The 18,361-nt window shown below is 71.4% G+C and carries 16 protein-coding genes and 2 pseudogenes; 8 read left to right on the top strand and 10 right to left on the bottom strand.

Annotated elements, in window-relative coordinates:
• Nucleotides 1–83: 83 nt before the first annotated feature.
• The gene (gene dnaJ, locus V1634_RS29265) at nt 84–1,220 is read right to left on the bottom strand and encodes a molecular chaperone DnaJ (protein ID WP_199187901.1); all 1,137 of its coding nucleotides are present in this window, start codon (nt 1,218–1,220) and stop codon (nt 84–86) included.
• A gap of 66 nt (nt 1,221–1,286) precedes the next feature.
• Nucleotides 1,287–2,309, bottom strand: a complete 1,023-nt coding sequence (gene hrcA, locus V1634_RS29260) for a heat-inducible transcriptional repressor HrcA (protein WP_331210954.1) — start codon at nt 2,307–2,309, stop codon at nt 1,287–1,289.
• A 343-nt stretch (nt 2,310–2,652) separates the two neighbouring features.
• On the opposite strand from hrcA, the gene V1634_RS29255 reads away from it, so the two are divergent.
• Nucleotides 2,653–3,348: a DUF4870 domain-containing protein gene (locus V1634_RS29255; RefSeq protein WP_331210953.1), complete on the top strand. Its 696-nt coding sequence runs from the start codon at nt 2,653–2,655 to the stop codon at nt 3,346–3,348.
• A gap of 76 nt (nt 3,349–3,424) precedes the next feature.
• On the opposite strand, the gene hemW is transcribed toward V1634_RS29255, so the two are convergent.
• Nucleotides 3,425–4,648, bottom strand: a complete 1,224-nt coding sequence (gene hemW / locus V1634_RS29250) for a radical SAM family heme chaperone HemW (RefSeq protein WP_331210952.1) — start codon at nt 4,646–4,648, stop codon at nt 3,425–3,427.
• A 17-nt stretch (nt 4,649–4,665) separates the two neighbouring features.
• On the opposite strand from hemW, the gene V1634_RS29245 reads away from it, so the two are divergent.
• The 3 genes from V1634_RS29245 (at nt 4,666) to V1634_RS29235 (ending at nt 7,553) form a co-directional block, all read left to right on the top strand.
• The gene (locus V1634_RS29245; protein WP_331210951.1) at nt 4,666–5,451 is read left to right on the top strand and encodes an enoyl-CoA hydratase-related protein; all 786 of its coding nucleotides are present in this window, start codon (nt 4,666–4,668) and stop codon (nt 5,449–5,451) included.
• Between the two features lie 88 nt (nt 5,452–5,539).
• Nucleotides 5,540–6,400: a hypothetical protein gene (locus tag V1634_RS29240; protein ID WP_331210950.1), complete on the top strand. Its 861-nt coding sequence runs from the start codon at nt 5,540–5,542 to the stop codon at nt 6,398–6,400.
• 250 nt (nt 6,401–6,650) lie between these two features.
• Nucleotides 6,651–7,553, top strand: coding sequence for a phytanoyl-CoA dioxygenase family protein (locus V1634_RS29235; RefSeq protein WP_331210949.1), 903 nt, complete (start codon nt 6,651–6,653; stop codon nt 7,551–7,553).
• A gap of 378 nt (nt 7,554–7,931) precedes the next feature.
• Here V1634_RS29235 and V1634_RS29230 read toward each other — a convergent pair whose 3' ends face one another.
• From V1634_RS29230 to lepA, 4 genes are all read right to left on the bottom strand, one after another.
• The gene (locus tag V1634_RS29230; RefSeq protein ID WP_331210948.1) at nt 7,932–8,618 is read right to left on the bottom strand and encodes a hypothetical protein; all 687 of its coding nucleotides are present in this window, start codon (nt 8,616–8,618) and stop codon (nt 7,932–7,934) included.
• A gap of 492 nt (nt 8,619–9,110) precedes the next feature.
• Nucleotides 9,111–9,398 carry a GlsB/YeaQ/YmgE family stress response membrane protein gene (locus V1634_RS29225; protein WP_331210947.1) on the bottom strand — a complete coding sequence of 96 codons (288 nt, stop codon included), beginning with the start codon at nt 9,396–9,398 and terminating at the stop codon, nt 9,111–9,113.
• 77 nt (nt 9,399–9,475) lie between these two features.
• Nucleotides 9,476–10,030, bottom strand: coding sequence for an NUDIX domain-containing protein (locus tag V1634_RS29220; RefSeq protein ID WP_331210946.1), 555 nt, complete (start codon nt 10,028–10,030; stop codon nt 9,476–9,478).
• Nucleotides 10,027–11,907, bottom strand: coding sequence for a translation elongation factor 4 (gene lepA / locus V1634_RS29215; protein ID WP_331210945.1), 1,881 nt, complete (start codon nt 11,905–11,907; stop codon nt 10,027–10,029). Before lepA ends, V1634_RS29220 begins: the two co-directional genes overlap by 4 nt.
• Before the next feature lie 282 nt (nt 11,908–12,189).
• Between lepA and V1634_RS29210 the strand changes: the two genes are divergently transcribed.
• Both V1634_RS29210 and rpsT read left to right on the top strand, forming a co-directional pair.
• On the top strand, nt 12,190–13,173 hold the full coding sequence (locus tag V1634_RS29210; RefSeq protein ID WP_331210944.1) for a phosphotransferase: 984 nt from the start codon (nt 12,190–12,192) through the stop codon (nt 13,171–13,173).
• A gap of 155 nt (nt 13,174–13,328) precedes the next feature.
• Nucleotides 13,329–13,595 (top strand): 30S ribosomal protein S20, encoded by a 267-nt coding sequence (gene rpsT, locus V1634_RS29205; protein ID WP_331210943.1) that lies wholly within the window; start codon nt 13,329–13,331, stop codon nt 13,593–13,595.
• Between the two features lie 622 nt (nt 13,596–14,217).
• On the opposite strand, the pseudogene V1634_RS29200 reads toward rpsT, so the two are convergent.
• The 3 genes and pseudogenes from V1634_RS29200 to V1634_RS29190 all read right to left on the bottom strand — a co-directional run.
• Nucleotides 14,218–14,541: pseudogene (locus V1634_RS29200) on the bottom strand (hypothetical protein); the annotation flags it as partial.
• Nucleotides 14,538–15,509, bottom strand: coding sequence for a DNA polymerase III subunit delta (gene holA / locus V1634_RS29195; RefSeq protein WP_331210942.1), 972 nt, complete (start codon nt 15,507–15,509; stop codon nt 14,538–14,540). The gene holA and the pseudogene V1634_RS29200, both read right to left, overlap by 4 nt.
• Nucleotides 15,510–15,754: 245 nt before the next feature.
• Nucleotides 15,755–17,359: pseudogene (locus V1634_RS29190) on the bottom strand (ComEC/Rec2 family competence protein); the annotation flags it as partial.
• A gap of 91 nt (nt 17,360–17,450) precedes the next feature.
• Here V1634_RS29190 and V1634_RS35550 point away from each other — a divergent pair.
• On the top strand, nt 17,451–18,185 hold the full coding sequence (locus V1634_RS35550) for a helix-turn-helix domain-containing protein (protein ID WP_407951867.1): 735 nt from the start codon (nt 17,451–17,453) through the stop codon (nt 18,183–18,185).
• Nucleotides 18,182–18,349, top strand: coding sequence for a hypothetical protein (locus tag V1634_RS29185; protein WP_331210941.1), 168 nt, complete (start codon nt 18,182–18,184; stop codon nt 18,347–18,349). The genes V1634_RS35550 and V1634_RS29185 overlap by 4 nt, the downstream gene beginning before the upstream one ends.
• Nucleotides 18,350–18,361: the final 12 nt, after the last annotated feature.

The raw sequence follows: 18,361 nt of genomic DNA, 5'->3' as shown, positions 1-18,361 counted from the left end.
GCCCGCCCCCCGGCGAGGGGTTTCGGGGGGCGCCCGCCCGCCCGGGCCCCCCGCCCGCACGACGCGCCCGTCGGGCGTACCGGTCAGGCGTGGCCGTTGAAGGCGTCGCGCATCCGGGAGAAGAAGCCGCCCTGCTTGGTCAGCTCGGCGACCTCCTCGCCCCGGGTCTTGGCGAACTCGCGCAGCATCCGCTCCTGCTCGGCGTCGAGCTTGGTCGGGGTACGCACGTCGAGGTGCACGTAGAGGTCGCCCCGGCCGGTACCGCGCAGGTGGGGCACTCCTCGGGCCCGCAGCCGCAGCGTCGAGCCCGGCTGGGTGCCCGGCTTGACGTCGACCGGCTCCTCGCTGTCCAGCGTCTTGATGGTCAGCCGGGTACCGAGTGCGGCGGCGGTCATCGGCACGGTCACCCGGCAGTGCAGGTCGTCGCCCTTGCGGGAGTAGACGTCGTGCGGACGCTCGTGGATCTCGACGTAGAGGTCGCCGGCCGTACCGCCACCGGGGCCGACCTCGCCCTGCTGGGCGAGCCGGATCCGCATGCCGTCCTCGACCCCGGCCGGGATCTTGACGGTCAGCGAGCGGCGGGTACGCACCCGGCCGTCCCCGGCGCAGGTCGGGCAGGGGTGCGGGATCACCGTGCCGTACCCCTGGCAGACGGTGCACGGCCGGGACGAGACGACCTGGCCGAGGAAGGTGCGCTGCACCGACTGCACCTCGCCCCGCCCGCCGCACGCCTCGCAGGTGGCCAGGTGGGTGCCGGGCGCCGTGCCCGCCCCCGTGCAGGTGGTGCAGAGCACGGCGGTGTCCACCGCGATCGGTGCCTCCACCCCGAAGGCGGTCTCGTGCAGGTCGAGTTCGAGTCGCAGGATGGCGTCGGCACCCGGCCGGGTACGCGGACGCGGCCCCCGGGAGCCACCCGCCGCACCGAAGAAGGCGTCCATGATGTCCTGGAAGCCGACGAACGGCCCGCCGGCACCGCCCGGTCCGGCCCCGGGCCCGCCACCGGGGGCGAGCGGGTCGCCGCCGAGGTCGACGATCTGCCGCTTCTGGTCGTCCGAGAGGACTTCGTACGCGGCGTTGATGTCCTTGAACTTCTCGTGTGCCTCCGGATCCGGATTGACGTCCGGGTGGTACTGCCGCGCCAGCTTGCGGTAGGCGCGCTTGATGTCGTCGTCGGAGGCGTCCCGGCTGACGCCGAGAATCCCGTAGTAGTCCTTGGCCACTGCGTTCCGTGTCCTCATGTCTGTCTCGCGTTACCGTCCGCCGGTCGTCAGGGGTGAGCTTGGTGGTCAGTTCTGCGCCAGCACGTCGCCGACGTAGCGTGCCACGGCCCGCACCGTGGCGATGGTGCCCGGGTAGTCCATCCGGGTGGGCCCCAACACGCCGAGTCCGCCGACGATGGTCGTACCCGGACCGTATCCGGTGCTGACCACCGAGGTGGCCCGCAGATTGTCGATCTCGTTCTCGTCGCCGATGCGCACCTGGAGGGTGTTCGGCTCCACCTCGCCGATCAGCTTGAGCAGGACGACCTCCTCCTCGAGCGCCTCGAGGATCGGTCGCAGTGAACCCTGGAAGTCGAGCAGTCCGCCCCGGGTCAGGTTGGCGGTGCCGGCCATCACGATCCGCTCCTCGTGCCGCTCGACCAGGGTCTCCAGCAGCACCGTGGCGAGCGTGGTCATCGCCGGGGAGAGCCCCGGGGGCACCTCGTCGACCAGCGCCTGGACCAGCGGCGGGGTGTCGGCCAGCTTCTTGCCGCCGAGCCGCTCGTTGACCAGCCGGCGCAGGTCCGTCACGTCGTCGGCGGTGATCGGGATGGGCAGCTCGACCAGCCGCTGCTCCACCCGACCGGTGTCGGCGATCATGACCAGCATCAGCCGGGTGGTGGAGATCGGCACCAGCTCCAGGTGCCGGACGGCGGAGCGGGCCAGGCTCGGGTACTGCACCACGGCCACCTGCCGGGTGAGCTGGGCGAGCAGCCGGACCGTACGGTGCACCACGTCGTCGAGGTCCACCGCGCCGACCATGAACCGCTCGATCGCCCGGCGCTCGGCCGGAGTGAGCGGCTTGACCCGGGAGAGCCGGTCCACGAAGAGCCGGTAACCACGGTCGGTGGGCACCCGGCCGGCGCTGGTGTGCGGCTGCCGGATGTAGCCCTCCTCCTCGAGGACGGCCATGTCGTTGCGGACGGTGGCCGGGGAGACCCCGAGTTGGTGCCGCTCGACCAGGGCCTTGCTGCCGACCGGTTCCTGGGTGGCGACGTAGTCCTCCACGATCGCGCGCAGCACGTCGAGCTTGCGGTCGTCGAGACCCATCCTCACCTCCCTGCGACGTCCCGGCCCCGGTTGGGCGAAACGACCGGGGCGACCACGACGGTCGGGCCAGGTCCGCCCTGGCACTCGACTGTAGCGAGTGCCAGTCTACGACCAAGGCGTACCCGGCGCGATGATCGTTTGGAGGGGATATCCGAACCTGGACAACAGGCTTGCCAGCACACCCTACCCCGGTGGACCTGGCAGGTACGGTCGGGCATTGTCCAGATTCAATTCGGGGGGCGGCTGGCGCTGGTTGATCGGGAGTCCTACCGTGACCCCCATGACTGAACCGCCTCGCCCTCCCGGAGAATACGGCGGTCCGCCCCAGGACCCGACCACCCCGATGAATCCGGGCCAATACCCGACACCAGGCGAGGGATACCCCCCGCCCGCCGCACCCCAGTACGGTGCGCCCGGCACGCCCCCGCCGACCTCGGGCGCCGGGACGTACCCGACTTCCGGTGGCGGGACGTACCCGACGTCGGGTGGCGGGACCTATCCGACCTCAGGTGGCGGGACCTATCCGACCTCGGGTGGCGGTTATCCCCCGCCCGGTGGCGGCTACCCGCCGGCCGGCGGCTACCCGCCCCCCGGTGGCGGCTACCCGCCCCCCGGTGGTCAGCCCCCGGGCGGGTACCCCGGTGCCGGCTACCCGCCGCCGGGCGGCTACCCGCCGCCGGGCAACCCGTACGGCGCCCCGGCACCGTCCGGCTACGCCAACAGCGACGAGAAGACCTGGGCCCTGATCGCGCACTTCGGCGGCATCCTGGTCGGCTTCATCGCCTCGCTCGTCGCGCTGCTGGCCAAGGGCAACGAGTCGCCGACCGTACGCGCGCACGCGGTCGAGGCGCTCAACTTCCAGATCACCTGGGGCATCATCTCGATCGTCTCGCTCATCGTCGGGATGTGCACCCTCGTGCTGTTCTTCCTGCCGCTGGTCGCCTGGGTGATTGTGCTGGTCTTCTCGGTCATCGCCGGCATGAAGGCCAACGAGGGTGTGCTGTACCGGTACCCGATGACCATCCGCATGATCAAGTAAGACCCAGCGCCTCTGCGATGGCCCGTGCCGGATCCGGCGCGGGCCATCGTGCCGTCCGGGGTCGCGGCGGATCGGGTCAGGGCAGCAGGTCCCGGACCACCGCGTCGGCCAGCAGCCGGCCGCGCAGGGTGAGCACGGCCCGCCCCGCGTCGTACGCCGCCCCGTCCAGCAGCCCGGTCTCGCGGGCCCGGTCCGCACCCGCCCGACCGGCGTCGTCGAGGATCGACAGCGGCAGCCCGGCGGCGAGCCGGAGCCCGAGCAGCACCTCCTCCACCCGCCGCTCCCCGGTCGACAGCACCTCCCGGGCCTGCCCCGGGGAGTGCCCCGCCGCCAGCCGGCCCGCGTAACTCGACGGGTGCTTGACGTTCCACCAGCGGACCCCGCCGACGTGGCTGTGCGCGCCGGGGCCGAGACCCCACCAGTCGCCGCCGGTCCAGTAGAGCAGGTTGTGCCGGCAGGCCGCGGCCGGCGTACGGGCCCAGTTGGAGACCTCGTACCAGGAGAAGCCCGCCTCGGAGAGCGCCGCCTCGGCGGCCAGGTAGCGGTCCGCCGCCACGTCGTCGTCCGGGTACGCCAGCTCGCCGCGCCGCATCCGGGCGGCCAGCCGGGTGCCGTCCTCGACGATCAGGGCGTACGCGCTGACGTGGTCGACCCCGGCGGCCAGCACCGCCTGAAGCGACGCCGCGAAGTCCTCCGCCCGCTCCCCCGGCGTTCCGTAGATCAGGTCCAGGTTGACGTGGTCGAAGCCGACCTCCCGGGCCTCCCGCGCGGCCTCGGTCGCCCGGCCGGCGGTGTGCCGGCGGTCCAGGATCGCCAGCACCGGTGGGGCGGCCGACTGCATGCCCAGGGAGATCCGGGTGTAACCGGCCGCCCGAAGCGCCTTCAGCGAGTCCCGGGTCACCGACTCCGGATTCGCCTCCGTGCTGACCTCGGCGTCGGCGGCCAGCCCCCAGGTCCGGTCGATGCCGTCGAGGATCCGGGCCAGGTCGTCCGGGGGCAGCAGGGTGGGGGTGCCGCCGCCGACGAAGACCGTGTCGACCCGGGCCGGCGGCCGGTCGGCCAGCACCCGGTGGGCCAGGCGCAGTTCGGCGAGTACCTGGTCGGCGTAGCCGTCCCGGCCCGCCGAACCGCCGAGTTCGGTCGCGGTGTAGGTGTTGAAGTCGCAGTAGCCGCAGCGGCTGGCGCAGAACGGCACGTGGACGTAGACGCCGAAGCCACGGTCACCCATCGTGGCCAGGGCGGCGTCGGGCAGCGCCCCGTCGACGGGTACGGGCTCGCCCGCTGGGAGCACTCCAGGCATGGGACTAGTGTGCCGGCATGACCTCAGCCCCTGATCCGCTCGTCCGGGTGTCTACCACGCACGGAGTGACAACTCTCACCCTGGACAGCCCGCGCAACCGCAACGCGCTCTCCAGCGCCCTGCTCGGTCAACTGCTCGACGCGCTGGGCGCGGCGGCGGCCGACGACGACGTCCGGGTGGTGGTGCTCTCGCACACCGGGCCGGTCTTCAGCTCGGGTGCGGACCTGAAGGAGACGGCGGCGGCGTACCGCGAGGGCACGGTGCCGGTGGCGATGCTCGGTGACGTGCTGGCGGCGATCTGGGAGTGCCCGAAGCCGGTGGTGGCCCGGATCGGCGGGCCGGCCCGGGCCGGTGGCCTCGGCCTGATCGCGGCGGCCGACATCGCGATCTGCGCCCAGGAGGCCACCTTCGCGTTCACCGAGGTACGGCTCGGGGTGATCCCGGCGGTGATCTCGGCGACCGTGCTGCCCCGGCTGCAACCACGGGCCGCCGCCGAGCTGTATCTGACCGGGGACACCTTCGACGGCCGCCGGGCGGCCGAGATCGGGCTGGTCACCACGGTGACCTCGGCCGAGGCGCTGGACGAGACGGTCGCCTCGTACTGCCTGGCGCTGGTCCGGGGCGCGCCCGGCGCGCTGGCCGGGGCGAAGGAACTGCTCCGGCGCGGCTCGACGGAGAGCTTCCGGGCCGAGCTGGCGCGGCTGCGCGACCTCTCGGTGCGGTACTTCCACTCCGAGGAGGGGCGCGAGGGTGTCGCGGCGTTCGGGGAGAAACGGCCGGCCCGCTGGGTACCCGGTAGCTGACTCGGGCCCGGCCGGCCCCTGACCCGACCGTGATCCGGTCCGGAATTTGGGCGGTCGAAGTAGGCTGTGTCCGACTATCGGGCAGGGGGTGGCGGTGCGGACTCGGGCCGTGGTGGCGGCGGGCGTGGCGCTCGCGGCGGTTGCCGGTTTCGGCGTCTACCTGGGTGCCCGGGAGTTCGGGCACAAGCTGCCGTTACCCAGCGCCGCCCCCGGCTGCGTGGTCGAGGCGGACGGCCGGGTCGCGTTGAACGCCGAGCAGATGGCGAACGCCGCCACCATCGCCGCGGTGGGCATCCGGCGCAAGATGCCGGAGCGGGCCGTGGTGGTGGCCCTGGCGACGGCGTTCCAGGAGTCCCGGCTGCGCAACCTGGCCGGCGGTGACCGGGACTCGGTCGGGCTCTTCCAGCAGCGGCCCAGTCAGGGCTGGGGCACGCCGGAGCAGATCCGGGATCCGCGCTACGCCGCGACCAAGTTCTACAACGCGCTGAAGAAGGTCCGCGGCTGGGAGCAGATGGAGGTCACGGTCGCGGCGCAGCGGGTGCAGCGGTCGGCCTTCCCCAACGCCTACCAGCAGTGGGCGGACGAGTCCGAGGTGCTGACCCGGGCACTGCTGGGCAACGCCACCGGCGCGGTGGCCTGCACGGTGGGCCGGGAGCCGGCGATGCGCGGTAACGCGGCAGCGGTGGCACTGACCGCCGGGCTGAAGCTGGACTGGGGCCGGCTGGAGACCTCGGTACCGGCCGAGTTGACCGGTCTGGCCGTGCCGACGACGGATCCGCAGGTGGGGTGGCGTTACGCGCACTGGCTGGTGTCGCACGCCGACGACCACGGGGTGAAGACGGTGCGCTTCGGCGACCTCCAGTGGACGGCGGACGGCGGCACCTGGACGCCGGTCAAGGGCGTACCGCCGACGCCGCACCAGGTGGTCGCCGAGGTCTTCACCGACTGATCCGCGGCCGATTCTGTTGCTTCCCGGAACGATCACTAACTGGCAGTGATTGCACAAACGGTCAGATCGGCACAGGCTGCCTCATTTTTCGACTGATTTGTTGCGGTGTGTCAAAGGCCGGCTGCCCTCCGTACCCCCGGATGGCCGGCGCCGATCGGACGGCCGAGCGCCGGGGTGCAGGCCTTGCGGAGGGAGTTACGATCGGCAGCCTGTGCTCAGAAAGAGTTTCACCCTATGGGGAGGGGACGCGGTGTTCGACTACGGCGGCCGCACTGGCTACGAGCCGATCAGTGACACGGATCGCAAGGAGTTCCACGAGCAGGGCTTCCTGTTGCTCCGCAACGTCCTGACCGAGGACCACCGCGCGGCCCTGGAGGCGGCGGTCGACCGGGTCTACGCCGAGGAGAAGGCGAAGGGCAACACCACCAAGGACGGCACCCTGCACCTGCTGGGTTTCCTGGAGCGGGACGAGCTCTTCGGCCAGCTGCTCACCCACCCGATCGCGTTCCCCTACATGTGGGGCCTCGCGGGCTGGAACATCTACACCCACCACAACCACCTGGACGTCACCCCGCCGGCCCTGGAGCCGGAGAAGCCGTACTGGGGCTGGCACCAGGACGGCTACCGGCAGAACTCGGACCCGGAGACGATGGATCCGAACCTGCCCCGGCCGATGTTCTCGCTCAAGGTCGCGTACGTGCTCTCCGATCTCTCGGAGAAGGGCCGGGGTGCCACCAAGGTCATCCCGGGCAGCCACCTGTGGAACTCGCTGCCGCGTCCGGCCGACCTGACGGTGCACAACCCGGACCCGGAGGGGACCGTGGAGATCACGGCCAACCCCGGCGACGCCTTCATCTTCGACCGGCGGCAGTGGCACTCCCGGTCCACCAACCTCTCCACCATCACCCGGAAGATGCTCTTCGTGGGCTACACCTACCGGTGGATCCGCCCGCTGGACGAGCTGCACCCGGACAAGAACGGACAGTGGTACCAGAACCGGACCCCGGTGCAGCGCCAGCTGCTCGGCGAGGGTACGCACACCGCCAACTACTGGGGCATCAACTGGAACGGGTACGTCGACGACGAGATCCCGCTGCGCAAGGAGTTGAAGGAGCGCGGTCTGCTCGACCGCAGCATTCCCTGGCTGCGCTGAGCTTCCGCGTCGCGGGTGGTGGCTGTGCCGGTTCCGTCGGGGCCGGCGCAGTCACCACCGCTTCGTTTCCGGACATCGGGCAAGCGAACCCGACCGGTCAGTCGGCCGGCGATTTCCGCCCGCCAGGTCCCGGTGCTTTGCCGCTGAATGGAACCGGCGCATAACCCTGGGTAATTCACCCGTCGCATTGGCAGTTTTACCGAGGCCGTCGGGAGTCGCCCGGGAGGAACCTCGCGCGTTCGGCGCGATGGTGCCGCCGATTCGGGCGGGCAGTGACGACCGGTCGGCGCCTATTCGACCACCGAGGCGGACGACAACGCGACGGAATTACCGAACCATTCATGTTCGGCGGATCCGGCCGTCACCGTTCGGATCGAGCTAGGCCAGCCGACCGGACATCCGGTAGACGTCGACGAGAAGAGCCCAGAGCTCGTTGTTCAATGGCTGACCCTCCTCGTTGGTCAGCCGGTGCGCCGGACACTTCATGGTCGGGCTGGTCAACTCGACACCGTGCGGCGGGACGCTGCCGAACCGGATCTTCTGCTGCCCCTGCGGGCCGACGGCACGGAACTTGTCGGGACCGATCCGGAAGGCGCCCCGGACGATGTCCGCGACGGTGAACCTCGGATGCTGGATCTCGGTCGGGTCGCCGGTCAACTGCCGCATCCGGGCCATCTCCTGCTGGTCGTGCAGGACGGAAAGGCTGGCCAGCATGGAGGTGCTGCCCCGCAGGGTGCGCTCCAGCACCTCTCCGGACAGGCCGAGGGTGTCCCGCCCGTAGGTCAGGGCCGACTCCAGACAGATCAGCGCCTCCAGCAGGGCGAGGCTGATGTTGCGCTTGAACTTGTGTCGCAGCGAGGCGGCCAGTTCCTCGGCACCGGCACCCGGGCTCGGCACCAACTGGTCCTCCCAGACGACCGCCTCCCGGTGTGCGGCCACGACCGCGACGGCCCGCTCCAGCACCGGTGTCGGGTCTGCGAACATGCCGTCGACCAGGTCCCGGAAAAGCTGGTCGAGCCTTTGCAGATTCTCGACGAGATCCCGGCCGGGTCCATCGCGCCGCAATTCCCTCAACCCACTCGAAACCCGCAGCGCGGAGAACCACTCTTCGACCAGGGGGGTGTACGCCTCAAGGTACAGCGCGACCTTGGGATGCTGATCCGAAAGCTGTAGAGGCGACACCCTGACGCTTCCCGGGAGAGAGTCCGTGGACACTTACAGAGCGTAACATGGGGAGATCATTTGAGCAAATGCGAATGGACGTTCACAACTATAGGTGATGCCGGCTAGTCGATCACGGCAGTCGATCGTACAACCGTGGAGAATTTAGCGGTTTCCGGCAATCGGCGCCAGGCCGATACGGTCGACGTGCCGTCCGGCCGGCAACGGGGATCGACGCCCCGGAGGGATCGGGGATCCTCTTCACCGTCCCGCCGGCCGGTCCGCGCCGCACAGGGCGAAGCGGAGCCGGCACTGCGCGGGGATCGGAGCGGAAAGCCAGCAGGGGCGCCGGCCGAGAGTCGGCCGACGCCCCTTGCTTACCGGGGAGCGGGGTGCTCAGTACCGGCTGACTCGGCGCCGGCGACCGACTCCGGCCACCAGGGCCACCGCGATGGCGGCGAGTGCGACCTGGATCAGCAGCTCCATCCAGTCGATGCCGGCCGTCTCGGTCGCGATGCCGGCGGCTCGGGCGATGACCGTGCCCAGCAGCGCCGCACCGACACCGATCAGCATGGTCAACCAGATCGGCATGTCCTGGCGGCCTGGTACGACCAGACGACCGAGGGCGCCGATAACGAGACCGACGATGAGCGCGGTGATGATACCCCAGACGGTGAGTTCCACGGCCGTCCTCCTTCGAATGCGTCACACGTTGTTGTGGTGACTGCTAGATTCCCGGAGGTCGAAAAGCTCAAACCGCCCTACGCACCCAGACGTCGCGCCGCCTCCCGCACCGCCGTGTCCATCGTGCCGAAGGCCAGCGGCGGCGGATCCACCAGGGAAAACCAGCTCAGCTCGGCAGACTCGGCCGGATCGAGCACGATCCGCAGGTCGTCCAGGGTGGCCAGAAAAAAGTTGTCCAGGACCGGCAGGATCTCGTCCTGGAACTCGTAGCTGCCGATGTACATGCCGAGGTGGTCACCAAGGGTGATCGACACCCCGAGTTCCTCCCGGGCCTCCCGCACCGCCGCCTCGGCCGGGTGCTCCCAGCCGTCGCAGAACCCGCCCGGCGTCTCCCAGCGGCCGATCATCGGTTCCGCCGCCCGCCGCAGGGCCAGGAAGCGCAGCTCCGCGACCTCGGGAGCGGCCGCACCGACCGACGGAGCACGGTCCAGGATGACGAGGCCGACCGTCGGACGGGCGTTGACGAAGAGCTGGTAGCCGCACCGGGTGCAGGTGGTCGGCGCGGGGCCGGGCAGGGGCGCCCCGCACCGGGGGCAGAAGGACGCGTCGGGGCCGTACCCCCGGGGGGTCACTTCTTGCCGCCACCCTTGCCGTCGCCGGAGTCGCTGGTGGAGAGGGCGGCGATGAAGGCCTCCTGCGGCACCTCGACCCGGCCCACCATCTTCATCCGCTTCTTCCCCTCCTTCTGCTTCTCCAGCAGCTTGCGCTTCCGGCTGATGTCACCGCCGTAGCACTTGGCCAGCACGTCCTTGCGGATCGCCCGGATGGTCTCCCGGGCGATCACCCGGTTGCCGATCGCCGCCTGGATCGGCACCTCGAACTGCTGCCGGGGGATCAGCTTCTGCAACTTCGCCGCGATGTTGACGCCGTAGTTGTACGCCTTGTCCTTGTGCACGATCGCGCTGAACGCGTCCACCGGCTCGCCGTTGAGCAGGATGTCGACCTTGACCAGGTCGGAGTGCTGCTCGTCGGTGGGCTCGTAGTCCAGCGAGGCGTAGCCCTTGGTACGGCTCTTGAGCTGGTCGAAGAAGTCAAAGATGATCTCGGCGAGCGGCAGCGTGTAGCGCAGCTCGACCCGGTCGGCGGAGAGATAGTCCATCCCCTGCAACGAGCCGCGCCGCCCCTGGCACAGCTCCATCACCGCGCCGACGTAGTCGTTCGGGGTGAGCACGGTGGCCCGGACCACCGGCTCGTACACCTCGGCGATCTTGCCGGTCGGGTACTCGCTCGGGTTGGTGACCGTGACCTCCTTGCCGTCCTCCAGGACGACCCGGTAGACCACGTTGGGGGCCGTCGAGATCAAATCGAGGTTGAACTCGCGTTCCAGCCGCTCGCCGATGATCTCCAGGTGCAGCAGGCCGAGGAAGCCGCAGCGGAAACCGAAGCCGAGCGCGGCGGAGGTCTCCGGCTCGTAGCTGAGTGCCGCGTCGTTGAGCTTCAGCTTGTCGAGCGCGTCCCGCAGCGCCGGATAGTCCGACCCGTCGATCGGGTAGAGACCCGAGTAGACCATGGGCTTCGGGTCCTTGTAGCCGCCGAGCGCCTCGCGCGCCGGCCGGGCGTTGATGGTGACGGTGTCACCGACCCGGGACTGCCGGACGTCCTTCACGCCGGTGATCAGGTAGCCCACCTCGCCGACGCCGAGCGCACCGGCCTTCTGCATCTCCGGAGAGATCACGCCGAGTTCGAGCAGCTCGTGCACGGCGCCGGTGGACATCATCTTGATCTTGTCGCGCGCCTCGATCCGGCCGTCGATCACCCGGACGTACGTCACCACGCCCCGGTACACGTCGTAGACCGAGTCGAAGATCATGGCGCGGGCCGGCTTCTCCGCCTCGCCGACCGGCGGGGTGAACTGCCGGACGATCTCGTCGAGCAGATAGGGCACGCCCTCGCCGGTCTTGCCGGAGACCCGGATGCAGTCGTTCGGATCCCCGCCGATCAGGTGCGCCAACTCCTCGGCGTACTTGTCCGGCTGGGCGGCCGGCAGATCGATCTTGTTGAGTACGGGGATGATGTGCAGGTCGTTCTCGAGCGCCAGATAGAGGTTGGCCAGGGTCTGCGCCTCGATCCCCTGCGCGGCGTCGACCAGCAGGATCGCCCCCTCACAGGCGGCGAGCGACCGGGACACCTCGTAGGTGAAGTCCACGTGCCCAGGCGTGTCGATCATGTTCAGCACGGCCTCTTCGCCCTGCTGGTCGCCCTCCCGCACGGTCCACGGCATGCGGACCGCCTGGCTCTTGATCGTGATGCCGCGCTCCCGCTCGATGTCCATCCGGTCGAGATACTGGGCACGCATCTGCCGGGGGTCGACCACGCCGGTGAGCTGCAACATCCGGTCGGCCAGCGTCGACTTGCCGTGGTCGATGTGGGCGATGATGCAGAAGTTCCTGATGCGGCCGGGGTCGGTGGCACCAGGAGAGTTCGCGCCGGAGTCGGGCGTCGGTGGCACGGCGGTCCGTTCTGCTTGGCTGACGACGATGGGCCTTCTATGTTCCCATGCCGCCGGACGGTGCCCGGCCGAGGCCGCCGGATCACCGCCGCGAGTTCCGTCACCATCACCGGGAACCCACCTCCCGCGGTGTTGCGGCTTTCCCGCCTCCCGGGGCGTTCGCGGATTCCGCCTCCCGGGGGGCGTCGGGCGCCGCCGGACCACGCCGCGGGCGGGCGACTCGGCCGCGGGCGACGGGCCGAAATCCCGGCCCGTCGACCGGACCAGGGCAGACTTGACGACATGGCCGCCATCTCGGTACCGCCCCGACCGTACGACGCGACCGCCGTACGCCCGGGCTGGGCCGATCTCCCCGCCGACCTGCGGGCGGCGATCACCGCCCGGCTGGGCGCCCGGGTCGGCTGGGCCAGCACCGCCGGCGGCGGCTTCACCCGGGGCTTCGCCGGAGTGTTGCAGACCGTCGCCGGGGACCGGGTCTTCGTCAAGGCGGCGTCCCTGGTCGACCAGCGTCACCTCAGCGACTGGTACGCCCGGGAGGCGGCGATCACCGCCGTACTGCCGGCCGGGCTCGCCGTCGCCCGCCCGCGCTGGACGCTGACCGCCGCCGGGTACCACGTGATCTGCCTGGACGCCGTCGACGGCCGGATGCCGGAGCTGCCGTGGACGCCGGCCGAGCTGGCGGCGACCCTCGACGCGTACGCGACCGCCGCGGCGGCGCTCCGGGAGCCCCCGGCGGAGCTGGCGGCGCTGGGCGTACCCCGGCTCGCCGACCTCGCCCGGGCGGACCTGGCCTGGTGGGCGGAGCTGGCCGCCGGCCGGGAGACGCTGCCGGAGATCCCCGCCGTCGCCCGGCACCGGCTGCCAGAACTCGCCGCGCTGGAGGCCCGGCTACCCGGGTACGCCGACCGCCCGTCGATGATCCACGGCGACCTGCGGGTCGACAACGTACTGCTGGACCCGGCCGGGTTCGCCTGGCTCTGCGACTGGACGTGGCTCTGCTACGGGCCGCCCTGGTTCGACCTGGCCAGCCTGCTGGTCACCGCGTACGCCAGCGGCCTGGACGCCGACGCCCTCTTCGCCACCCATCCGGCGGGGCGGGACGCTCCGCCCGACGGGCTGGACGCCGCACTCGCCGCACTCTCCGGATACTGGCTGGTACGCGCGGCGGCCGGCACCGGCACCGGCTCCCCGCACATCCTGGCGCACCAGCGGTGGAGTGCCCAGACCGCGCTGGACTGGCTGGCCGAGCGGCAGGGATGGCGGTGAGCTGCGGCGGGACGGCGATGGGCTGTTTTGGCCCCGACGGGGCGTACCTGGTAACGTGGCTCTTCGCGCGTGCCGACACGGCCGTACTCCGACGTGCGTCGTCGCCCGCGCATCAAAGGCAAACGTAACCCTAGCTACCAGGACGAGGCTGTCGCGTGGCGAACATCAAGTCCCAGATCAAGCGCAACCGGCAGAACGAGAAGCGCCGGCTGCGTAACAAGTCGGTCAAGTCGTCGCTGAAGACCGCCATTCGCAAGTTCAACGAGGCGACCGAGAGCGGAGACAGCGCCAAGGCGACCGAGCTCATGCGGGACGCCTCGCGCAAGCTCGACAAGGCGGTCAGCAAGGGCGTGATCCACCAGAACCAGGCGGCGAACCGCAAGTCGGCGATCGCCAAGCGGCTTCAGTCGCTCTCCGCCTGAGAAGCGGGACACCACACACCTGACGTGTGGCCCCCGAGCCGGCTGGCTCGGGGGCCACACGTGTTCTTCCGGCACCGCCACATCTCCGGGCGGCACGTGCTGCCTACCGGCACGGCCACCTTTCGGGCGGTTAGCGGTAGCGGCGTCTGGCGGACTGCCGGCCGGTGTCGATCGGATTCTGCCGGGAGACCCAACGGCGCTCCGGCCGCTGGTCCAGGCGCTCGGCCAGGCCGCTGTTCCGGGATCGGGCGGCGGCCGCCGGTGGCGGTGCTGCCTGCCGGGTCTGCGGCAGGCCGAGACGCGGTCGGCCGGCCTCCCGCCCGGTGACACCGCCGACATCCTGTCCCGGCGGGCCGTCGCCCTGCGATGACCGACTCGCCGGAGCCGCCGAGCCGGTCCGGTCCGGCATGGCCAGGTCGGAGCGGAGTCGACGCCGGCCGCCGAGTTCGAGCCGGGCCCGGACCATTGCGGTCATGCTGAACGGGCGGGCGACCAGGAACCGGCCCGGCAGCCGGTTACCCGGGGCGGGCCGAGGGGCCGGGGCGTCGCGGTCGGCTGCGACGCCGGGTTCCGGCGCGGTCAGCCGGTGGGTCTGCCCGGTCCCGACCAGCGACCGCTTCGGCACGCTGGCCCGGCCGATCGCCGGCTGGATCTGCCGGCGGAACCGTTCCCGTTCCTGCGTCGGCACCCGGGCCGCCGAACGAAGCACCGCGGCGGCCACCACGTCGTTGACCTTCACCATGACCGCGACGGTCGCGGGTAGGACGAGTACGCCCCACCAGCTCACCAGCTCGGCGAGCGCGAGCAGCAGGCCGAGGGCCACGGTCCCCTCGAAGAAGACGAAGCAGAGCATCCCGCCCGGGTCGACGTGCCGGAGCCGCAGCACGCGGGCGTAGAGCGGTCGTAGCCGCTCCTCGTCCGCCGGCACCGCCGTCGCCGTGGTCATCTCGATGTCGCCCGGCGGGCAGCCGCGACCGCGACCACGGCACGCTCCAGGGCGTAGCCCCGGTCGTCGGAGCCGCCCTTGACGGCGGCGTTGCACTCGGCGGCGGCGTACATGGCGTCGGCCAGCCCCTCCGGGGTCCAGCCCCGGCCGACCCGCTGCGCCTTCTCGATCTTCCACGGTGGCATGCCGAGGCTGCTCGCCAACTGGTAGGCGCTGCCCCGGCCCGCCGAGCTGACCCGGGCCACCGTGCGCACCCCGTCGGCGATCGCGTCCGCGATCGGCACCGGGTCCACCCCGACGTGCAGCGCCCAGCGCAGCGCCTCCAGGGCGCCCGGCACGTCACCGGCCATCGCCGCATCGGCGACCGTGAAGCCGCTGACCTCGGCCCGCCCCCGGTAGTAGCGGGCCACCGTGTCGACGCCGATCCGCCCGTCGGTGTCGGCCAGCAACTGTGAACAGGCGGAGGCGAGTTCCCGCAGGTCGTTGCCGACCGCGGCGATCAGCGCCTCGGCAGCGTCGTCGGTGCACCGGCCGCCGCCGCGCCGGATCTCGTCCCGGACGAACGCGACCCGGTCCCGATGACCCTTCAGCTTCGCCGCCGGGACGACCTCCGCGCCGGCCGCCCGGAGGCCGTCGGCGAAGGCCCTACCCTTGGCACCGCCGGCATGCGCGACCACCAACTGCACCTCGGGGTCGGGATTCTTCGCGTACGCCAGCAGCGCCGCCGCCAGATCCTTCCGGGCGTCCTGTCCAGCCCGGACGATCAGCACCCGCCGCCCCCCGAACAGGGACGGTCCGAGCAGTTCGGCGATCTCCCCCGGCCCCAACGCGCCCGCCTCATGGTCGTGTACGTCGACGTCCGGGTCGGCGGCTCTGGCCGCGTCGACCACTCCGGCGACGGCTCTGGTGGCGAGCAGTTCCTCGTCACCGAGCACGAGTACGACGGGGGCGAGACTAGCGGGGGTCACGAGGTCATCGTCGCACGTGGCGTGCGTCCATCGGGCCTGGTCACCCGGCTCGCTGCGGCTGACCCCGCACTTAGTGCAAATCCAGACATTTATCTTAACCCTGGCATTCCACGCCAGTGGTTGTGGTGACCGATCGCAGCGTACCGCCGGTGCCGACGGTGACGGCGTCACCACGCGGGGCGATAACCAACACACCCCGAACGGGTACCCGCCCAGCACGCGGCCAGGGAGGATCAGCGGAAAGGTCACCGGGTGGACGGGTCGCCGGGGTCCAGGCCCCGGACCGCCACCGACAGTCGGCCCCTGCCCGGCCCGACCACCGCCAGATCCCCCTGCTCGTCGGTCCGGAGCACCCTGGCGCCGGCCCGGGACAACCGGGCCAGTACCCCGGCGTCGGGGTGCCCGTACCCGTTGTCGGCACCGACCGGCACCAGCGCCACCGCCGGACGTACGGCGTCGAGGAACGCCGGCTCCTGGTACGCCGAGCCGTGGTGAGCGAGTTTCAACACGTCTGCCCGGAGTTGGGCGACCGGTACGACCTCCAGCAACGCCTGCTGCTCCTCGGTCTCGGCGTCCCCGGTGAGCAGGATGCTGACACCGTGGACCTCGGCGCGCAGGACCAGCGAGTTGTTGTTCGGATCCGAACGGGTACCCCGGATCGGGTGCGGCGGCCCCAACAGGGTCAGCGTCACCTGGCCGGCCGCGTAGGTCCAGCCCGTCCCGGCCGCGCCGACCGGTACGCCGTTCGCGCTGGCCGCCCGCTCGACCGTGCCGCGGCCCTCGACCGGCTCCAGCCACTGCGGAACCGCCACAGCGGCCACCCGACGTCCCCGGAACACCCCCTCCACTCCCTCCACGTGGTCGGCGTGGAAGTGGCTCACCACGAGCAGGGACACCTCGCGTACGCCGAGCCGGCGCAGGCAGCGGTCCACCGCACCGGGGTCCGGACCGGCGTCCACCACCACCGCCCGGCCGACCCCGACCGGCAGCACCAGGCTGTCGCCCTGACCCACGGCGCAGGCGGCGACCACCCAGCCGGCCGGCGGCCATCCGGTGGCGATCAGCCGCACCGGCATCGCACCGACCAGCACGGCGGCCGCGACCACCGCGACGAGCCGGCGCACCGGAGGCCGACGGGCGAAGACCAGCAGCGCCACCGTCAGGGCGCCGAGCAGCAGCCCGCCGGGCACCCCGTCCAGCCAGGGCACCGTCCCGGCGGGCAGGCGTGCGCCGTACCGGGCCACCAGGACCAGCCACCACGCCGGCCAGCTGCCGAGCCACGCGACACCCTCCGCACCGGCCGGCCAGAACGGCGAGAGCACCGCCGCCGTCACCCCGAGCACAGTGGCCGGTGCCACCGCCGGCACCGCGAGGAGGTTCGCCGGTACGGCCACCAGGCTGATGGTGCCGGAGAGTCCGGCCACCACCGGTGCGCAGGCCAGTTGTGCCGCCGCCGGGATGGCCAACGCCTCCGCCGCACCCGCCGGTACGCCACGACGCCGCAGCCCGTCCCGCCACCGGGGGGCGAGCAGCAGGAGCCCACCGGTGGCCAGTACGGAGAGCGCGAACCCCGGGTCGCCGGCCAGTTCCGGATCGACGAGCACCAGTACGGTGACCGCACTGGCCAGCGCGGGTAGGGCCGCCCGGGGTCGTCCGACGGCCAGCGCCAGCAAACCGATCGCGCCCATCGTGCCGGCCCGGACGACGCTCGGCGACGGCCGGGCCAGGATGACGAAGCCGACCAGCGCCGTGCCACAGAGGACGGCGGCGAGCCACGGCCCGGCCCGGGCCCACCGGGCGAGCAGCAGCACCAGCCCGACCACGATCGCCACGTTCGCGCCAGTGAACGCCACTTAGGGAGGTGAGTTGAAGAACGGCCCCGGCAGGTGCGCCAACACCTGTGATCCGGGGCCTTGACCGACGTAGGAGGTCGGCCCACCCATGAGTGTAGAAGCTGTCTCGTGGGCGCTGAACGATGCGCCCGACTTACCCCCCGCCTGCCTGGCTGTGCTGATCGGTCTCGCCAACCACGCGCACGCCAACGGCCGAGCCGCGTACCCGTCTCAGGAACGGCTCGCTCACTACGCCCGGAAGTCGACCCGCTCGGTACGCAGCGACCTTGCGACCTTGGAACGGCTCGGCATCATCCGGCGTGGCGATCAGCGACACGTCTTGCACCTGCCGACCGACCGTCGCCCCGTCGTGTGGGACCTCGCGATGGAACGTCGGCGGGTTCTGCCTACCTCGCTCGACCCGTTCGCCGAGCCGCTGCCCGGTCGTCCGAACGAGGTCCCCGAGCCTGTGGATAACCGGGCGGAAGCAGGCTTCCCCTCGGTGCCGACCGGGCGGAAGCACACTGCCGAGCGGCCGGAAGCAGGCTTCCGCACCGACCGGAAGCAGGCTTCCTACAAACCGTCCTTGAACCATAAAGAACCGTCCCTACCGCGTGCGGCTTCGTCGAACGGTTCCGGCCCGTCGCCGGACGCCCGGTCACCCCGTAGGGATTCCTTCGGAGGAGCAACCCAAACCCCGGCACGTCGTGGCTGGGAACCGCCCAGGGGTGCGGCGTTGCCGCCCGCCCCTGGCGACGCTCGCTGCCCTAAGCCGGGACACCTGGGTCAACCCATGGATGCGTGTGCCGTGTGCCGCAGCGAGGCGCTTGGGGGTGCGGCATGAACGCCGTAGCCGTCTGGGCTCTCTCGCTCGCTGGCGCTGGGCTCGCCCTGGTTGTCGCCCTGGTCGCCCTCATCTCCCGGTACCTGGTCTGCCACCACGGCGACCGGTTCGCCGATGACGTTGCCCACCTCTCCGCCACCCGTCGCGCTTCCGCGCGCCACTGACTTAGGACTTGA

This window comes from Plantactinospora veratri (assembly GCF_036421995.1).
GTDB classification, from domain to species: domain Bacteria; phylum Actinomycetota; class Actinomycetes; order Mycobacteriales; family Micromonosporaceae; genus Plantactinospora; species Plantactinospora veratri.
The sequence above is the reverse complement of the archived record's forward strand: the minus strand, read 5'-3'. Positions and strand labels throughout refer to the sequence as shown.

Excerpts from the sequence above, each read along its gene's own strand:
- hrcA (WP_331210954.1), bottom strand. The coding sequence starts at position 2,309 with ATGGGTCTCGACGACCGCAAGCTCGACGTGCTGCGCGCGATCGTGGAG.
- V1634_RS29255 (WP_331210953.1), top strand. The coding sequence starts at position 2,653 with ATGAATCCGGGCCAATACCCGACACCAGGCGAGGGATACCCCCCGCCC.
- hemW (WP_331210952.1), bottom strand. The coding sequence starts at position 4,648 with ATGCCTGGAGTGCTCCCAGCGGGCGAGCCCGTACCCGTCGACGGGGCG.
- V1634_RS29245 (WP_331210951.1), top strand. The coding sequence starts at position 4,666 with ATGACCTCAGCCCCTGATCCGCTCGTCCGGGTGTCTACCACGCACGGA.
- V1634_RS29210 (WP_331210944.1), top strand. The coding sequence starts at position 12,190 with ATGGCCGCCATCTCGGTACCGCCCCGACCGTACGACGCGACCGCCGTA.
- V1634_RS35550 (WP_407951867.1), top strand. The coding sequence starts at position 17,451 with ATGAGTGTAGAAGCTGTCTCGTGGGCGCTGAACGATGCGCCCGACTTA.
- V1634_RS29185 (WP_331210941.1), top strand. The coding sequence starts at position 18,182 with ATGAACGCCGTAGCCGTCTGGGCTCTCTCGCTCGCTGGCGCTGGGCTC.